This is a genomic window from Serratia bockelmannii, assembly GCF_051803255.1.
In the GTDB taxonomy this organism is placed as follows: domain Bacteria; phylum Pseudomonadota; class Gammaproteobacteria; order Enterobacterales; family Enterobacteriaceae; genus Serratia; species Serratia bockelmannii.
In genome coordinates, this window is record NZ_CP196512.1 from 2536873 (window position 1) to 2553882 (window position 17010).

General features: G+C 62.7%; 9 protein-coding genes. 3 read left to right on the forward strand and 6 right to left on the reverse strand.

Translation table 11 applies throughout. The features are described 5' to 3' along the window. Positions 1 to 85 precede the first annotated feature (85 nt). Positions 86 to 640 (reverse strand): NAD(P)H-dependent oxidoreductase, encoded by a 555-nt coding sequence (locus tag ACSJLU_RS12195; protein WP_342096288.1) that lies wholly within the window; start codon positions 638 to 640, stop codon positions 86 to 88. 101 nt (positions 641 to 741) lie between these two features. Here ACSJLU_RS12195 and ACSJLU_RS12200 point away from each other — a divergent pair, with 101 nt between their 5' ends. Beyond that, positions 742 to 1101, forward strand: a complete 360-nt coding sequence (locus tag ACSJLU_RS12200; protein WP_016927691.1) for a winged helix-turn-helix transcriptional regulator — start codon at positions 742 to 744, stop codon at positions 1099 to 1101. 4 nt (positions 1102 to 1105) lie between these two features. Here the strand turns inward: ACSJLU_RS12200 and entS are convergent, their stop codons facing one another. Genes entS through fes form a run of 4 tightly spaced genes read right to left on the reverse strand, consistent with a single transcriptional unit; the run spans position 1106 to position 12573 of the window. Beyond that, positions 1106 to 2389, reverse strand: coding sequence for an enterobactin transporter EntS (gene entS, locus ACSJLU_RS12205; RefSeq protein ID WP_025302869.1), 1284 nt, complete (start codon positions 2387 to 2389; stop codon positions 1106 to 1108). 60 nt (positions 2390 to 2449) lie between these two features. Further along, positions 2450 to 10960, reverse strand: a complete 8511-nt coding sequence (locus ACSJLU_RS12210; RefSeq protein WP_380827716.1) for an amino acid adenylation domain-containing protein — start codon at positions 10958 to 10960, stop codon at positions 2450 to 2452. A gap of 51 nt (positions 10961 to 11011) precedes the next feature. Continuing rightward, positions 11012 to 11236 carry an MbtH family protein gene (locus ACSJLU_RS12215; RefSeq protein WP_025302871.1) on the reverse strand — a complete coding sequence of 75 codons (225 nt, stop codon included), beginning with the start codon at positions 11234 to 11236 and terminating at the stop codon, positions 11012 to 11014. Between the two features lie 29 nt (positions 11237 to 11265). After that, a complete protein-coding gene (fes, locus tag ACSJLU_RS12220) occupies positions 11266 to 12573 on the reverse strand; it encodes an enterochelin esterase (RefSeq protein WP_380827714.1) in 1308 nt (435 codons plus the stop codon). A 201-nt stretch (positions 12574 to 12774) separates the two neighbouring features. Between fes and ACSJLU_RS12225 the strand changes: the two genes are divergently transcribed. Next, on the forward strand, positions 12775 to 14964 hold the full coding sequence (locus ACSJLU_RS12225) for a TonB-dependent siderophore receptor (RefSeq protein ID WP_049204053.1): 2190 nt from the start codon (positions 12775 to 12777) through the stop codon (positions 14962 to 14964). Between the two features lie 176 nt (positions 14965 to 15140). Here ACSJLU_RS12225 and ACSJLU_RS12230 read toward each other — a convergent pair whose 3' ends face one another. Further along, on the reverse strand, positions 15141 to 15917 hold the full coding sequence (locus ACSJLU_RS12230) for an SDR family NAD(P)-dependent oxidoreductase (protein ID WP_049204054.1): 777 nt from the start codon (positions 15915 to 15917) through the stop codon (positions 15141 to 15143). A 176-nt stretch (positions 15918 to 16093) separates the two neighbouring features. Between ACSJLU_RS12230 and ACSJLU_RS12235 the strand changes: the two genes are divergently transcribed. Then, the gene (locus ACSJLU_RS12235) at positions 16094 to 17008 is read left to right on the forward strand and encodes a LysR substrate-binding domain-containing protein (protein WP_127145920.1); all 915 of its coding nucleotides are present in this window, start codon (positions 16094 to 16096) and stop codon (positions 17006 to 17008) included. The last annotated feature ends 2 nt before the right edge of the window (positions 17009 to 17010 follow it).

A 17010-nucleotide genomic window follows, 5' to 3' on the forward strand; every position in this document is an offset into this window, starting at 1 on the left:
ATCACCGGCGAGTCAAAGGATACGGCAATCATATTCCTCCCCGGACATTCGCAACAGCACTATCAGGCGCATCCGGGGAGTGTCGTTAACTCAGGGCGGCGAGAAATGCCTGATAGCCTTGCGCGCTGCTATCCAATTCGTGGGATTGCAGCGGTTCCACCGTCCCGTCCGAAGCGGCTTCCTTGCCGTAAAAGGCAAAGAACGAGGCATAATCAGCCCGCACGTAATCGGCGGTCACTTCAAACGGCCGGAAGATTTCCTCCAGTGAGTAGCGATAACGCCCTTCACGCGCGTAATCTTCTGCGCGCACGCCCGCCGTGACCGCCAGCGCCAGTTTCTTGTTCTGCATCTTATAGCCGCTGCGGGAACCGTAGGCCCAGCCGTAGGTGAGCACGTCGTCCAGCCATTTTTTCAGCAGCGGCGGGCTGCTGAACCAGTAAATCGGGAACTGCAGCACGATGTTGTCATGCGCTTCAATCAACTGCTGTTCTTTGGCGACGTCGATCTGCCAGTCCGGGTAGACCTGATGCAATTCGTGCACGGTATACAGCGCCGGATAGCGTCGCAGTTTCTCCAGCCAACGTTTGTTGACCACCGAGTTCGCCATATCGGGATGTGTCACTACCACCAACGTTTTCATACTGATCTCTCCAGTCAGGTGTTTCGACGCATCTTAGGGTATGCTGACAGAATGTAAAATACGCACACTCACGACACATACTTACCCTGGAGAAAGTGTAAATGACCGCCGAATCCCACTGCAGCCCAACGGGCATCAGCCTTGAAGACACCGGCTATGGCTACACCCTGTCGGTGATCAACGGCAAATATAAAATGATAATTCTCTACTGGCTGGCGCTGTATAAGCCGGTATTGCGGTTCAACGAGCTGCAGCGCTGCATCGGCACCATTTCGTATAAAACGCTCAGTTCGACGCTGAAAGAGCTGGAAAAAGATCGCCTGGTGGTGAGAAAGGAGTATCCGCAGATCCCGCCCAAGGTGGAGTACAGCCTGTCCGAACGCGGGCGTTCGCTGATCCCGGTGATCGACATGATGTGTAACTGGGGGGAACAGCACCGGCCGGAACCGCCGGTGCCCTGAGGGGTTAGTTGTCCGCCGCCGCTGAGGTTGCCGGAGCGGGATCGTCGTGCTCAACCAACGCGTCCGCCGGCCGGCACTGGCGCAGCGTGCGTACGCTGAAAGCCACCAGCACGCCCAACAAGGCGGCGAATGCACCAAACGACAGCACGCTCATCAACGGGGTGAATACCCTGCCCAGTACGCCGAGCCCCAGCGCACCGATCGAGTCGCCGGTCACGTCCTGCGCGGTGCCCAGGCTGTTCACCCGCCCAAGCAAATGATCCGGCGTGTTGCTCTGGATCAGCATGAACTGCAGAAGTGAGGCGATAGCGTTGGCGTAGCCGTAGCACACCAGCGCCAGCAGCGCCGGCGCCAGGTGGCTGAACAGCCCCAGTGACGCGATGGCGGTGAACGCGACGATAGCGGCGATCAGGATCAGCACGCCAGGGCGAGCGTATCGCCCCACCCAGCCGCTGGTCAGCGCGCCCAGCATCGCACCGAGCGGCACCGCGGAGTACATCAGGCCGATAGAGGACGCGCCAACGTGGTAAGCGTCCTGCGCCAGCGCCGGGAACAGCACCCTGACGGCGCCGACGATGCTCATCAGCATCCCCAGCAGCACCACCGAGCCGACCACCTTATTGCGCCAGACAAACTGGAAGCCGCTGGCGAGCGCACGCAGCGGGTGTTCCGGCTCCTGCTGCTGCGGCAGCAGCGTCGGCAAGCGCACCAGCGGGACCAGGGTGCCCAGCGTCCCTGCCGCCGCGACGGCGAAGGCGAGACCGACACCCCCGAACACGATGATAATCCCGCCCAGCGCCGGTGCGAGGATCGCGCCGATGCGCACCGTCACCATGCTCAAGGCCCCTGCCGCCGCCAGGTTTTCACGCCCGACCAGCAGCGGGATCACCGCCATCAGCGCCGTCATACCCAGCGCGCCGAAGAAGCCGTCCCAGGCCGCCAGCAGGTAGAGCGCCCACAGCGACGGTGCCGGGGCGAAGGCGTTCAGGCTCAGGGCGACAAAGCCCAGCCCGCAGGTGCCGCGCGCAAACAGGATCAGCTTGCGGCGATCGTAGCGATCGGCAAGCACCCCGCCCAGCATCAGGCCGATAAACATACCTACGCCGTCCAGCGCCACCGCCACGCCCACCTGCAACGTGGATCCGGTCATCGCCTGGATCTGAATCGGCACCCCCACCGCCAACATGCCGAGGGAAAACACCGACAGCATGCGGGCGCAGAAAATCGCGCGAAAATGCGCATTGCTTCTCAGTAAACTGAAATCAAGAAAAAAAGAAGGTCTGGCCATAGTGTCCTGCATGTCATGTTTTAGTGCGGGCCGGGACGCACGCCCCCCGGCCCGGTTGCGTTATACCAAGCCGTATTGCCGCGTCAGCAGCGAATGCAACAGCGGCCCAAGCGTCTCCAGCGAGGCCGGCGACAGAATGTCCGCGTGTTCGCAGCGCTGATGATGGCAGATCAATCCATCCAGATACGGCGCCCACACGGCGTCGATATCCATCTCCGGCGGTAGCGTCTGGTCGGCGACAAACAGCGTTGCCGTGCCGTGGAAGCGCCGGCTGCGCGCCTGAGACAGAATGCGCACCGCATCGCGGTAGTTGGCGACGATGCTGTCGAACATCGCCGCCTTCTCCGCCATCAGCGCCGGATCGCCATGATCTTCCGCCATAAACTCGGCCTGCTCCTGCGCCACCTCTTTCTGCGCGTCTTCCTCGCTGGGGCCGGTCCAATCCTGGCCTTCCGGCGGATAGGTATCCAGCATGCCGAGGAACGCCACCTCTTCGCCCTGCTGCTGCAGGCGCGCGGCCATCGAGTGCGCCAGCGTGCCGCCGAGCGAATAGCCCAGCAGGTAGTAAGGCCCCTGCGGCTGCAGGCGGCGCAGATTGGCCAGATGACGATCGACCATCTGCTCAATGTCCTCGCAGGTGGCGATAGCGCCATCCGGCCTTGGCGACTGTAGGCCGATGATCGGGTAGTTCCCCGGCAGATAACGGCTCAGCCCCGAGTACTGCCAGGCGAAACCGGAAGCCGGATGCAGGCAGAACAGCGCGGGGCCTTGACCCGCCCGCAGCTGCAGGCACTCGCCGACGCCACGGCTCTCGGCCGAGTTGGCGGCCTGCGCGTCATCGAGCAGGTGCGCCATCTTCTCTAGGCTACGGGCAAACATGATCTGCCCGACGCTCAGTGGCCGAGGGACGCGCCGACGCAGCTCCGCCGCCAGACGCATCGCCAGCAGCGAATGGCCGCCCAGCGCGAAGAAGTCGTCGTCGGCATACACCGTCTCACGCCCCAGCAGTTCCCCGAACAGCGCTGCCAGCAGGCGCTCGCTGTCGCTCTCCGGCGTGCGGCCGCTCTGGTGGCTCAGCTGCGGCCGTGGCAATGCCTTGCGATCCAGTTTTCCGCTGGCACTGAGCGGGAAGCTGTCGGTCATGACATAGCTGACCGGCATCATGTGCGCCGGCAAACGTTGCTCCAGCGCCTGATGCAGTGCGCCGGTATCCAGCGTCACGCCCGGTTGGGCGATCAGCCAGGCAACCAGCTGGCGCATATCGGCCCCGCCCAGCCCCGTCGCGCCCTCGCCCAGTTCGATGGCGTGCACCGCCGCTTGCGCTACCCCCGGCTGTGCCAGCAGCGCCTGCTCGATTTCACCCAGCTCGATACGCTGGCCACGGATCTTCAGCTGATCGTCGCTGCGGCCCAAATACTCGACGCTGCCGTCTTCCAGCCAGCGGGCGATATCGCCGGTGCGATACATGCGCGCGCCGTTGCCGGCGGGATCGGCGACAAACCGCTGCGCCGTCAATCCCGGCCGATGCAGATAGCCGTCGGCCAGCTGAATGCCGCGCAGGTAGAGATCGCCGGCGCAGCCGACGGGCACCGGCCGCAGCATGGCGTCGAGAATGCTCAGTTGGGTGTTCCAGACCGGTTTGCCGATCGGCACGCCGGCGCCGTTCACCGCCGCCAATGCCGCGCCGGACGCCGGTTGATAGGTGACATCGACCGCCGCCTCCGTCGGGCCATACAGGTTGTGCAGCGGTGTGGTAACCAACGCCTGATAGCGGGAAGCCAGTTCACACGACAGCGCTTCGCCGCTGCAGAACACGCGTTTCAGGCTGGCGGCGGCGCGCTGTGGCGCCCGCTCGTTCAAGGCCTCCACCCAGATAGCCAACATGGATGGAACGAAATGCAGCGTGGTCACCCCATAGTCGTCAATCAACGTCGTCAGCGCCTGCGGATCGCGGTGCGCCTCCGGCGGCGCCATCACCAGACGCGCGCCGACCATCAGCGGCCAGAAGAACTCCCAGACGGAAACGTCGAAGCTGCACGGCGTTTTCTGCAAGACCACGTCCTGCGCATCGAGCGCATACTCGTGCTGCATCCAGAACAGGCGGTTGACGATCGCCCGGTGGTTCACCACCACGCCTTTCGGTCGCCCGGTAGACCCGGAGGTATACAGCACGTAGGCGGGATAATCGCCGTTCCCCGCCGGTGGGCGCGGCGCCGGTTCGCGCCCGCTGTCGTCCAGCACATCGAACCGCAGCGTCGGCGCCAGTGCGGCAAAGCGGGCGTCCAACGCGCTTTCGGTGATAATCAACCGTGGTTTGGCGTCCTCCACCATGTAGGCCAACCGCTCGTCCGGGTAGCCGGTGTCCAGCGGCAACCAGGCGGCGCCGGTCTGCACAATCGCCGTCAGCGCCAGGCTGAGGCGCACGGAGCGTGGTAACGCCACCGCGACAATATCGCCCGGCTGAATGCCGGCCGCCGTCAGCCGCTCGGCCAACAGCGCGGCCTGGCGCTGCATGTCACGGTAGCTGAGGCTGTGCCCGGCATCCTGCAGCGCGATGCGTTCCGGCGTGCGCCGCGCTTGATCGGCGATCGCCTGATGCAAGGTGGTGTCCGCCACCGCCTGTCCGGTGCAGTTGACCGCCGCGATCAGCGCCTGCTCCTGCGGGATTTGCAACTGCCAGCGCGGCAGCGGCAGATCCGGCTGGGCGATCCACTGTTGCAGCAGTGCCATCAGCCGCGCGGCGAAGCGCTCAGGCTGCGGCACCGAGGCGCGGTACTCCATCAGCAGGCGCAGACGTTCGCCCGGCAGCACCAACAGCGTCAGCGGATAGTGGGTATAGCCTTTGTTGCGGATGGCGTCGCAGCGCAAGGAACCTGCGCCGCCCAGCAGAGCGTCGTTGTCCGGGTAGTTCTCTACCACCAACAACGTATCGAACAGCGTGCCCGCGCCGGCCAGATGCTGGATCTCCCCCAACCCCAAATCGTCGTGCTCCAGCAGTTCAATCTGCCGGTGCTGCAGTTCGGTCAGCTGTTCCGTCAACGAACGGTCATGCTGCAGACGAACCCGCACCGGCAGCGTGTTGCTGAATAGGCCAACGTGTTCCTCGACCCATTCTATCTGGCCAAAGCGGCCGGAAACCGGCGAGCCGAACACCACGTCCTGATGGCCGCAATAGCTGGCCAGCTGCAGCGCCCAAATGCCCTGCATCACGGTATTGAGCGTCAACCCGCGTTCGCGGCACAGGGTCAGCAAGCGTCTTTCCTCGGCCGGCGGCAGCGTCATTTCCAGCTCATGCACGCGATCGTCCTGCACTTCACCGAACAGCAACGTTGGGCGCACATCCTGCAGCCTCTCACGCCAGATGCGGCGCGAAGCTTCAGCATCCCGCGCGGTCAGGCGGCGCACGATATCGGCGTAGTTCGAACGCAGCGTCGGCAGCGCCTGCTCGCCTTCACGCAAGGCCAGCATCAGATCGTTGAGCACCACCGGCGTCGACCAGCCGTCGACGATCAAGTGATGGGCATTGAGGAACAGCGTGTGGCGTCCGCTATCGCCGTGTTTGACCCACAGCGCATGCAGCATCGCGCCCGGCTGGTTGAACAGATCGCGCTGCAGCTCTTTCTGCTCCAGCTCATTCAGCGCCTGCATTTCTTGCTCTTCGGACAGCGGCGGCAGCCTGTGGCTGTCCAGCGGCCAATGGCTTTCCTGCGGTATCAGCTGCAGCGGTTCGCCCTCGCGGTTGAATCGGGCGGCCAGCTGCGGATGGCGGCGGATCACCGCATCCAGCGCCTGCTGAAGGCGATGTGCGTCCAATTCTCCGCAAAGGCTCAGGCGCGTCAGCGAGTTATAGCTGCCGCCCTGCTGCGCCGTCTGCGCATGGAACAGCAGGCCGTGTTGCAACGGCAACAGCGGCAGCGCCGCGGCTAACGGTCCGCACTCCCGCTCCCAGGCGCGCACCGCCTCATCGTCGGCGCCCGGCTGGGCGATCTCGGCCGCCACCAACGTTGCCGCCGCGCGATCGGGATGCCGTTCGGCAAATTCGCACAGTGCACGCACCGCTTGCTCGATGTCGCTGTGCAGCTGCGTAATGTCGCTCTCGCTGAAAATCCCCTCCAGCCAGCTCCAGTTGATCGCCAGGCAGGCGCCGTCGCGCCGCTCTTCGACAAAAATATTCACCTCCAGGCCATACGACAGCGCCTGCTGCGCATCCTGCGCCACGGCGAAGGCGTCGCGGAAGCGGGTTTGGCTGCGTTGCGGCGCCCAGTTCCCCTCGTCCTGGCTGAAGCGCCCGAGGTAGTTGAATAAAATCTCCGGCGCATTGCGCTGCGCCAGCGCCGCCAGTTCGTCACGCCGCGGATGCAGATAACGCAGCTGGCCGTAACCGATGCCGCGATCGGCTACCGCACGCGTCGCCCGTTTCACCGCGCGCACGGCCTCATTGTGCTCAGCGTCATGCAGTTCGATGCGCAGCGGATACTCCGCCGTCAGCCAGCCGACGGTGCGGGCCAGATCGAGGCCGTCGTCCAGTTCGGCGCGGCCGTGCGACTCCAGAGAGAAACGCAGCGAAGCGGCCTGGAAACGCTGGCGACAGGCCTGAGCCAGCGCGCACAGCATGATCTCTTCAACCTGGGCGCGATAGTTCTGCGGCAAGGTGCCGAGCAACGCGGCGGTCAGCCGGCTGTCGATCAGCGTGCGCCGTTCGTTCACCGAGGCGAGGCGATCGGTCTGCGGATCCAGCGCGCGCCGGCCCAAACGCGGCACGTCGTCCGCCAGCATCTGCCGCCAGAACGGCAGCTCGGCTTCGCGACGTTCGACGTCGGCTCGTAGGCGTGCAGACCACTCATAGAGCGAAGTTTCTTCCGGCGGCAGCGTGATCGGCTGCCCCTGCATGGCGCCGTCGGCCACTTGACGCAGTTCGTCGAGCAGGATGCGCCAGGAAACGCCGTCGACCACCAGGTGGTGGATCGCCAGCACCAGCCCCAGGCTCTGCCCGTCACGCTGCAACAGGATGGCCTGCATCATGGCGCCGGCCGCCGGATCGAGAAGGTCAAGTGCGGCATCAAATGCCTGTTCCGCCGCTAATTCCAGCTCACCGGACACGGTATTAACCTGCATCAGTTCACCGGCGGCGGCAGTTTCAACCACCAACTGACCGTCGCGGATCCGCGCGCCCAGCGCCGGGTGTGCCGTGCGCAGCTGTTCCAACGCATCACGCAGCTGTTGCGGCTGCAGCTCGGCAGGTACGCGCAGGAAAACGCCGTGCGCGAAGCGGCGATGCATATCGCCCGTCTCGGCAAACCAGTGCAGGATCGGCAGCCCGTCGATCGGGCCTTGCTGCACGCTGCGTGCAGCCTGAGAGTCTACGACCAGCGGCTGCATCGCCTGCGCCATGCGTGCGGGGGTGTGCAGCGCGAAGATCTCGCGCGGCCGCAGCAGATAGCCTTTGCGCCGCAGGGCGGTGCCCAACCCCATCGCCGAGATGCTGTCGCCGCCAAGCGCGAAGAAATCGTCGTCGGCGCCGACGCGCTCCATCCCCAGCAGCTGCGCCATGGCGCCGCAAATCAGCCTTTCCTGTTCGGTGGCCGGCTCGCGAATGCTTTGCGCCAGCGTTTCCTGCGGTTTGGGCAGCGCCTGACGGTCAATCTTGCCGTTGACGTTAAGCGGCAGCTCCGGCATCACCACCAGGATCGCCGGCACCATATAATCCGGCAGACGCTGCGCCAATTGCCCCAGCAGCTCGCTTTGCAACGTTGGCGAAGCGCGACGCGCGTCATCCTGCACCGAGCAGTAACCGATCAAACGATAGGTGGCGCCGATCGGCTCGGCGATCACCACCGCCCGCCCCACGTCCGGCAAGGCGGCCAAGGCGCTTTCCACCTCACCCAGCTCGACGCGGAAGCCGCGCACCTTGATTTGGTGATCGGTACGGCCAATGAATACCAGCTGACCCTCCGCGCTCCAGCGCATCAGATCGCCGCTGCGGTACATCACCTCGCCTTCGGCGAACGGGTTGGCGACAAAGCGCGCCGCCGTCAGATCCGGACGCCGCAGGTAACCGCGCGCGATGCCTTTGCCGGAAATGTACAGCTCGCCCGCCGCGCCGATCGGCACCGGCTGCAGCCGGCTGTCGAGCAGCCAGACGGCGGTATTGGCGAGGGGGCGACCGATCACCGGCTGATCGGCGGCCGTGACCGGCGCGCCCAGGGTATCGACGGTGTATTCGGACGGGCCGTAATAGTTGTGGATCTCCACCTCCGGATGCTGCTGCATCAGGTTCCACAGCGTCGGCGTCGCCGCCTCACCGCCGATCATCACGAACGACGGCAGCGGGAACTGCCCCTTCAGCAGGCCGCAGTCCACCAGTTGCGAGAAGAATGACGGCGTGATGTCCAGCAGATCGATCGGCGTCTGTTGGGTTTGTTCCAGCAGCGCCCAGGGGTCGCGGCGCAGCTCCTCGTCGAAGATAACCAGTTCGCTGCCCATCATCATGCAGAACAGCGGTTCCCAGGAGGAGTCGAAAGAAAACGAGGCGGTATGGCCGGCACGCAAGCGGCGCGCGTGGCGAGCCTGGAATTTTTCGATCGCCGGGCCGAACAGAGAGGCCTGGTGCGACAGGAACAGGTTCAGCAGCCCGCGATGCGTGGACATGACGCCCTTGGGTTTGCCGGTCGAGCCGGAGGTGTAAATCATGTAGGCGAGATGCGCCTCGCTCAGCGGCATGCGCCGCTCGTCGTCCGTTATCGGCGTGGCCTCGGCAGCCGCGCAGCGCGCCAGGCACGCTGCGTCGTCCAGGCACAATACTTGTGGCAGGTCCGGCATGTTGGTCAGCGTGGCGCGGTGGGTCAGCAACATTACCGGCCGCGCGTCGTCGCACATCAGCGCCAAACGTTCACGCGGATAGTCCAGATCGAGCGGCATATAGGCCGCGCCGCTGGCCAACACGCCGAACAGCGCGACCAGCGTGTCCACCGAGCGCGGAATGCCGATGGCCACCACGTCTTCGGCGCCGATGCCGCTGTCGATCAGCACGCGCCCCAGCTGCATCACCCGTTCGGAGAGCTGCCGGTAGCTGAGGCGCTCGTCGCCGCAGGCCACCGCTAACGCCTCGGGCTGGTGCTCAACCTGGCGCTGGAATGCATCCATGATTGACACCATGCCCGTTGGCGGCGTCAGATCGGCGCCGCGCCCCCAGGCCGCGAGTTGCCTTAGCTCCCCTTCGCCGATCAACGCCAGTTGACCGTTCGGCTGGTGCGGCTGCCGCGCCAGCTGCTGCAGCCAATGGCCGATGCGCTCCGCGTGATGATGCAAGCTGCGCGGCGAGTATTTGGCCGGGTTGGCCACCAAAGACAGCGTCAGCACGCCGTTGCGAAAGCCGATCTCAAACTCCAGGTCATCAACCGGCCCCATCGCCAGCGTATGGGTAACGGCCGCCTGGCCGTCAAACGACAAGGCGCTGTGGTAGACCTTGACGTTGATCACCGGCCCGTACAGTTCCTGATGGCCACCGACCAGGCCGAGATCGCGCTTGATCTGCTCCGCCTCATAGCGTTGATGGCGGCGCGCCTGTTTGATCTCCGCCACGGTGGCCTGGCAGACGTCCGCCAGCGACAGTTCCGGCGTCACGTTCAGCAGCAGCGGCAGCACGTTGACCACCGGGCCGACCGCCGCCAGTGCCTGCGACCCCATCCGGCGCATGAAAGGAAAACCGACTGAAAAACGGGTTTCACCGCTCATGCGCGCCAGATACATGGCCAGCGCCGCCGTGACGATGTCGGCCGGTTGCAGCGCCTGCAGCGCGTCGTCGCGCAGCGCTTCGTCAAACAGTGACTCCGGCAGCACCAGCACCTGTTTGAGCGGCCGGGCGCCCGGTTCAACCTCCCGGCTTTCCGTCGATAATGACAGCGGCGACGGCAGTTCGTGCAGATGCTGGCGCCAGAATTCGGCCGCCCGCTGGCGTGCGGCGGACGTTTGCCATTGCTGAAACTCTTCCACTACCTTGCCGAACGGGGTAAACGGCGAAGCCGCGGGCGACAGCCCGTGGCGCAGCGCGCGATAGATATCGGCGATCCGGCGGGTGATGGCTTCGAAACTGAAGCCGTCCAGGGTCAGATGATGAAAGCGCTGGTACCAAAACCAACGATCGGCGCTGACGCGGATTATCGCATGGCGATAAAGCGACCGTTCGCCGTCCGCAGGCAAATCCTGCGCCAGATCGTCGTTCATCAGCGCCAGCGCCGCCTGTTCGGCGTCCGGCTGCGCGCTGAAATCGAACCACTCCGGCGCCTGTACGCGCGCAGGGTCGGCTATCAACGGGAGACGCTGCACCGGCTGGCCGTCCTGCGCCTCAAAGAACCGCGCCTGAACCGTATCCGCTTCGGCCAGCCCCTGACGGATCGCGCGCTCCAGCGCCGAACGATCGATTGCGCCGTGCAATTCGGTGTAGTGCGCCACGGCGAAGCTGTTGCGCCGCAGCGCGATTTGGTCGGCGATCCAGATCCCCGGTTGCGCCGCAACCAGCGGATAATCCCGATACTCGACCTGAGTATCCGGTAAAGAAAGCGTTTCTGACATGGTGTCTGTCCTTTCCCTCAAACGGAATGTATCGATGTGGCTGTGCGGCGATTAACGCGGCGCATCCGCCGCTTTCAGCGCCGCCGGCCGCATGTCCTGCCAGTGCGTTTCGATGTAGTCGATGCATTCGCCGCGCGACGCCGGCCCCATCAGCACGCGCCACCCCTGCGGCGTATCGGCAAACTGCGGCCACAGCGAGTACTGCTGTTGCGCGTTGATCAGCACGGAGAAACGGAGATTTTCGTCATCGAACGGGTTTTGTTGTTCCTGAGTCATTTGCCTTACCTGTCTGTCAAAATGTGGGATTACTTCATTGCGGAAAGCAGCTGGCGCACGCCGTCCACCAGGCCACCGCGCCAGCAGAGCGCATCGTGCCCGCCGGAAAACACGCGGTATTCGGCGCGGTGCCCTGCCGCTGCCAGAGCCTGATGCATCTGGCGATTAACGAATTCGATGTCCGCCTCCCGATCGCCGGCTTGCTGAATCACGGTGAGCTTGGGCGCCGCCGGGTTGCGTTGCCGAACCTGGCGTATCAGCCAGCCTTCTTCCAGCTCGTGGCGTTTTTCGAACTGGGTAACGAATTGCACCGTAGGCCACCAGAAGGAGCCGGACTGGCTCAGCACGTGGCCGAAGCGCTCTGGCCAGTGCAACCCGGCATATAACGCCGCCAGCCCGCCGTAGCTCTGGCCGGCGACGACGGTGCGCGCCCCTGCCTCGCTGAACGGTTCGCGCCGCTGCGCCTGCGGCAACAGTTCGTCGATCACCGCCTGCCAAAACGCGGCGTTGCAAGGCAGCTCGTTTTCCCGGTGTTCGCCGTCGATCGCATCGATCAGCAGCCAACATGCGGCCGGCAGGTGCCCTTGTGCGGTTTCGTGCTCGATCACCGGCAACAGCGCGTGCTTTTCGATCCAGTTTTGGCCATCGAGCAGCAGCACCAGCGGGCGATTCGCTTTCATCGCCGCGTCGCCGCTGGCATACAGCCAAACTCGCCGCTGGTTATCCAGCCGTTCGCTCTGCCACTGGAAAAGCTGCAGCCGCGCCTCCTCCAGTGGCCGATCGACGGCCTGCCAGGCGCTTTGATCGTCGGCATCCGGCCCTTGCGCCAGGGATACGGGCCGCGGGCGATGAGACGGTCCCAACGAGAGACGATTCAGCGGATCGGCAATCGCCAACGGGAACAGCGATACCCACCAGGCACGCTGCTGGCGGTCGCGCAACGTTTCGTCGTCGCTGAATGCGGGGGGAAGATCCCGGTCGGTAATGGGGATCAGGCTGTAGCTACCGCGCCAGCGGCGATCGACTACGGCCGAGCCGTACCAAACGTCGGTGCCGGGGAGCCGGGTCAGGCCGCTGGGGGACGTGCTGTGGTGATCGGTAATGCCGTTGATATCGGCGTAAACGCGGCATATCGGCGAGTGCCGTTCATCGCCGGCGGGATCGCGCCATAGCCAGGTCATTTTGACGTGACTGTCATCGTGCGGTTCGACGACAGGCGTGCCCTGAGCGGCAACCTTCTGCCACCACGCGGATTGCCCTGCCGCCTCTTCACGCAGCCACTGCGCCGCCAATCCATCACGACCGTTTTCTGGCCTCTTTTCCGGCAAAAACTCCATAGCGCCCCTTACATAACATGAGTGTCTTTTACAAAACCTGACAATCGTATTGATACTCATTATCATTTTCAATACTATTTGTCGGATTTTTACCGTCGTGCAAACACGACGTCTCCACGTCGACGGGACAAGACCGCTTGTCGGCATTTCGGGGTTTATCAGGGTGGCATGACACACAAAAGTAGGTATTCAGGAGAGATAATGAAGATTAAAAACAAAGGGATAGAAAACGCGAACGCGGAGGCGATGTCCGCCAAGCGTCTGTTGCTGGGATCGGCGCTGGCCTTACTGCCCTTCGCGCCACACGCGTCCGCCGCAGCGGACGAGACGATTCTGGTGACCGCCGACGCACAAAACAGCGTGACCGCACCGGCCAAAGGGATCGTCGCTAAAGAGAGCGCCGCTGGCACCAAGACCGCCACCGCTCTGCGTAAGACGCCGCAGGCCATCTCGGTGGTCACGCGCGAGCAGATGAACGACCAGGAGCCGGCGTCGGTCGCCGACGCATTGAACTACACCAGCGGGGTGATCACCACCTACCGCGGCAACTCCAACCGCAATGACGAAGTGATCAGCCGCGGCTTCCGTTATGCGCCCAAGCTGCTCGACGGCCTGCACTTTGGCCTCTCGAGCCAAAATGGCGGCGCCGGGCAGATCGATCCCTGGCTGCTGGAGCGCGTGGAGATGGTGCACGGCCCGGCCGGCGTGCTGTACGGCCAGGTCAGCCCCGGCGGCGTGGTGGTGATGACCAGCAAGCGCCCTACCGCCCAGAGCATTCACGAGGTGAAATTCAGCACCGGCAACCGCCATCTGGCGGAAACGGCGTTTGATTTTGGCGGCAAGCTCAATGACGACAACACCCTGTTCTATCGCCTGAACGGTATCGCCCGAACCGAACATGAGTTTGTCAAAGACAGCAAGCAGCAACGGGTGGCCATCGCCCCGGCCTTCACCTGGCTGCCGAACGAAGATACCAGCTTTACGCTGTTGACCAGCTACCAGAACGATCCGAAAGCCGGATCGCGTAACTTCCTGCCGCGTTCCGGCACGCTGTTCCCGACCAGCGCGGGCTACGTGCCTTACGACTTCAACGTCAGCGAACCCAGCTTCAACAAGTCGCGGCGCGAACAGGCGTCGATCGGCTACAGCCTCGAGCATAACTTCAGCGATGCGCTGTCGTTTACCCAGAACCTGCGCTTCACCCACCGTGATGAAGACTATAAATATCTGGTTTATAACGTAAACTCGACGGTCAACGACCACACCGTCACCCGCATGGCGCAGCATGAAACGCAGATGACCAACGAGTTTGGCGTGGATAACCAGCTGAAGGGTTTGTTCGACACCGGCGAGGTGAAGCACACGGTGCTGGGCGGGTTAGATTACCGCTACAGCCATATCGATTCGAAGATGTATCGCGATCGCGGTAACGATTACCCGATCGACTGGGCCAACCCGGTTCGCCCCAGCATCGATGGCAGCACGTTGGCGCTGGCTTCCAGCGATTTGAAGACGCTGAATCAGGTCGGGGTGTATCTGCAGGACCAGTTGGAGTGGAATAACTGGAACCTGCTGCTGTCCGGCCGTCAGGACTGGTCGCAGGTCAACACCCGCGATCGCACCAGCGGCGGCAAAGAGCAGACCTATAACGATGCCCAGTTCACCGGCCGCGCGGGCCTGCTCTACGCCTTCGACAACGGCATTTCACCGTATGTCAGCTACAGTACCTCGTTCGATCCTAACCTGTACCCAAGTGCCGCGGGCGCCGATCCGCTCAAGCCGACCACCGGCAAACAAACCGAGGTGGGCGTGAAGTACCAGATCCCGGGCGGCAATACCCTGCTGACCCTCTCCTGGTTCGACATTACCCAGCGCAATGTGGCGTCCTATAACCGCCTCACCTCCGCCTACGAGCAGATCGGTGAGGTGAAATCCAAAGGGATTGAGGCGGAAGTGCACGCTCAGCCTACGCCGGAGATCACGCTGACCGCCGCTTATACCTACACCGACGTAGTGACCAAAGACTCCAACTCGGCGGATGAAATTGGCCACAGCCCGGCGGGCATCCCGCGCCACGCGGCCTCCGCCTGGGGCAGCTACAGCGTCCTGAGCGGTGCGCTGAACGGCCTGACCGTCGGCAGCGGCGTGCGTTACATCGGCGATGCGCCGGCCGACGCCACCGGCCAGTACGACGTGCCGCACTACACGCTGTACGATGCCATGGTGAAATATGACCTCGGCCAGGCTTCGTCGGCGCTGCGCGGTGCGGCGCTCCAGCTCAACGTGCAGAACCTGACGGACAAGAAATACGTCTCATCCTGCAGCGGCGAGTACGCCTGCTTCTACGGCAGCGGCCGCAGCATCATCGCTTCGGTCAACTACCGCTGGTAACAAAAAGGGGTGGCCAACATCGTAATGTTTGTCAGTTAGCGTTTTTCTGAAGGTATTGATGACGTTTTCGGGCGATAAATGAAAATGAGCAAGGGGCCGTAAGATGCTGCCCCTTGCAACCCACGCCTTTGTCCAATCCCCATGCCGCACGCGGGTTAACTCGTGCGGCATGGTCATCAGGCGTTACGCCCCGCCATCACGCCGCCATCGATATCCCAGATAGCGCCGGTCACCCAGCCAGTCTTGTCAGAAAGCAGGAAAGTGATGGTTTCCGCGATGTCGACCGGTGAACCCACGCGTCCGATCGGATGAAAGCTGTCGAAGCTGTTCATCACATCCTTCACGTCGTCTTTCGGAATGAAGCCCTCATAAATCGGCGTGTGAACGACAGCTGGAGAAACCGCATTCACACGGATCCCTTTTTCACCCAGTTCAATAGCCAGGTTTTTGGTCAGCGCGTGCAGACCGGCTTTGGCCATTGAGTAGGCTGAAGACGGTGTGGCACCGATGGCCTGTCGTGCCCACATAGAGCCAATATTGACGATAGCGCCTTTGATATCGGCCTCGACCATATTGCGCACTACGTCGCGGGTGATAAAAAACGTGGCGCGGTTAATGCTCATGTACATGTCATAGTCTGACGCTTCATGTTCTGTAAACGGTTTCGGGAAGAACACGCCAGCCGCATTGACCAGCAGGCTGATATCTTTGTGTTCGGCGTTAATGATGTTCACTACATGCTGCAGACCTTCTTCTTTCATAAGGTCTGCAACGATGACGGAAACCTGGCCGTCTGCAGCCAGCGCCTGACGGGCCTGCTCGGCTTTGTCCTGACGATGGCCAACAAGCACCACGCTGCCGCCGCTTTTCAGGACCCGCTTCGCCGTTTCGAAGCCCATACCGCTTGTACCGCCGACCACTAACAGTTTTTTGCCAGCAAAAGATGTATTCATCGCTAACCTCTTTACATTCATCTGGTTGTCATTAATAAGAAGCCTGGCTTCTCATCGTGTGAAACCAGATTGCCACCCTGAAAACCGATTGACGACTGAGAAGAAATTGCGACACAGGAAAGAAAATCTTTCTCGCCGGCGTATACTGAGGAAAAGAATGAATCAGGATGATCACAATGCGATCGTTAAACCGACTTAAATGGCTGCACGCTTTTGAAGCCACCGCCAGGCATGGCAGTTTTACCGGCGCGGCACAGGAGCTGGGTGTCACACCCGCCGCCGTAGGTCAGTTGGTCCGTTCGCTGGAAGACTGGGTCGGACACCCGCTTCTTCACCGCACCCGCTCCGGCAAGGAGCGACTGACGCTGGTAGACGAAGCGCAGGAGGCCCTACAAGATATCACTCAAGGTCTCGATAAACTGGAAACCGGTTTAAGTAAGCTTCGTGGTCGCCGGTCACGCTCGGTGGTCGTGGTGACGGCGTCCCAGGTACTGATGATGAACTGGCTGATGGACCGCCTGAACCGGTTTGCGGAAACGCATGAGAATATCGATCTGCGGCTTAACGTCACGGAAAAGCTGATGGACGTGTCGTATGGCGAGGCAGATATCGGCATTCGCTGTGGACAGGGAGAGTGGCCCGGCGTGAGTAAAACCTGGCTAATGGATGAGGAAGCCGTGCTGGTCTGCAGTCCACGCCTGGCTCCCCCCGAGAAAATGGCCTGCAGTGAATGGCTCGCCACGCAAAAACTCATTCACGATGACACGCCACATCCTGGTGCGGATTTTCCATCATGGGGTGATGTATTGAGAGCGGTCGGTGCGCCCGAAACGCGGGAAAGCGGGCTGCATATCAATTCTACTTCAGCAGTGATCCTGTCGGCGCTGAGCGGCAGGGGCGTGGCCATCGTTCGAAACGCTCTGGTAAAGCAGCTTATCGAGAACGGGCAGTTGGTTCATCTCCATCCCGACCATCGCTGGCCACTTAGATGGTCCTACTATCTGGTCACCCCGCAGCAACATGTCATGCGTGATGAAGTGAAAATTTTCCACGACTGGCTTCTTCAGGACGTCGTCTCAGACCGTTCATAAAC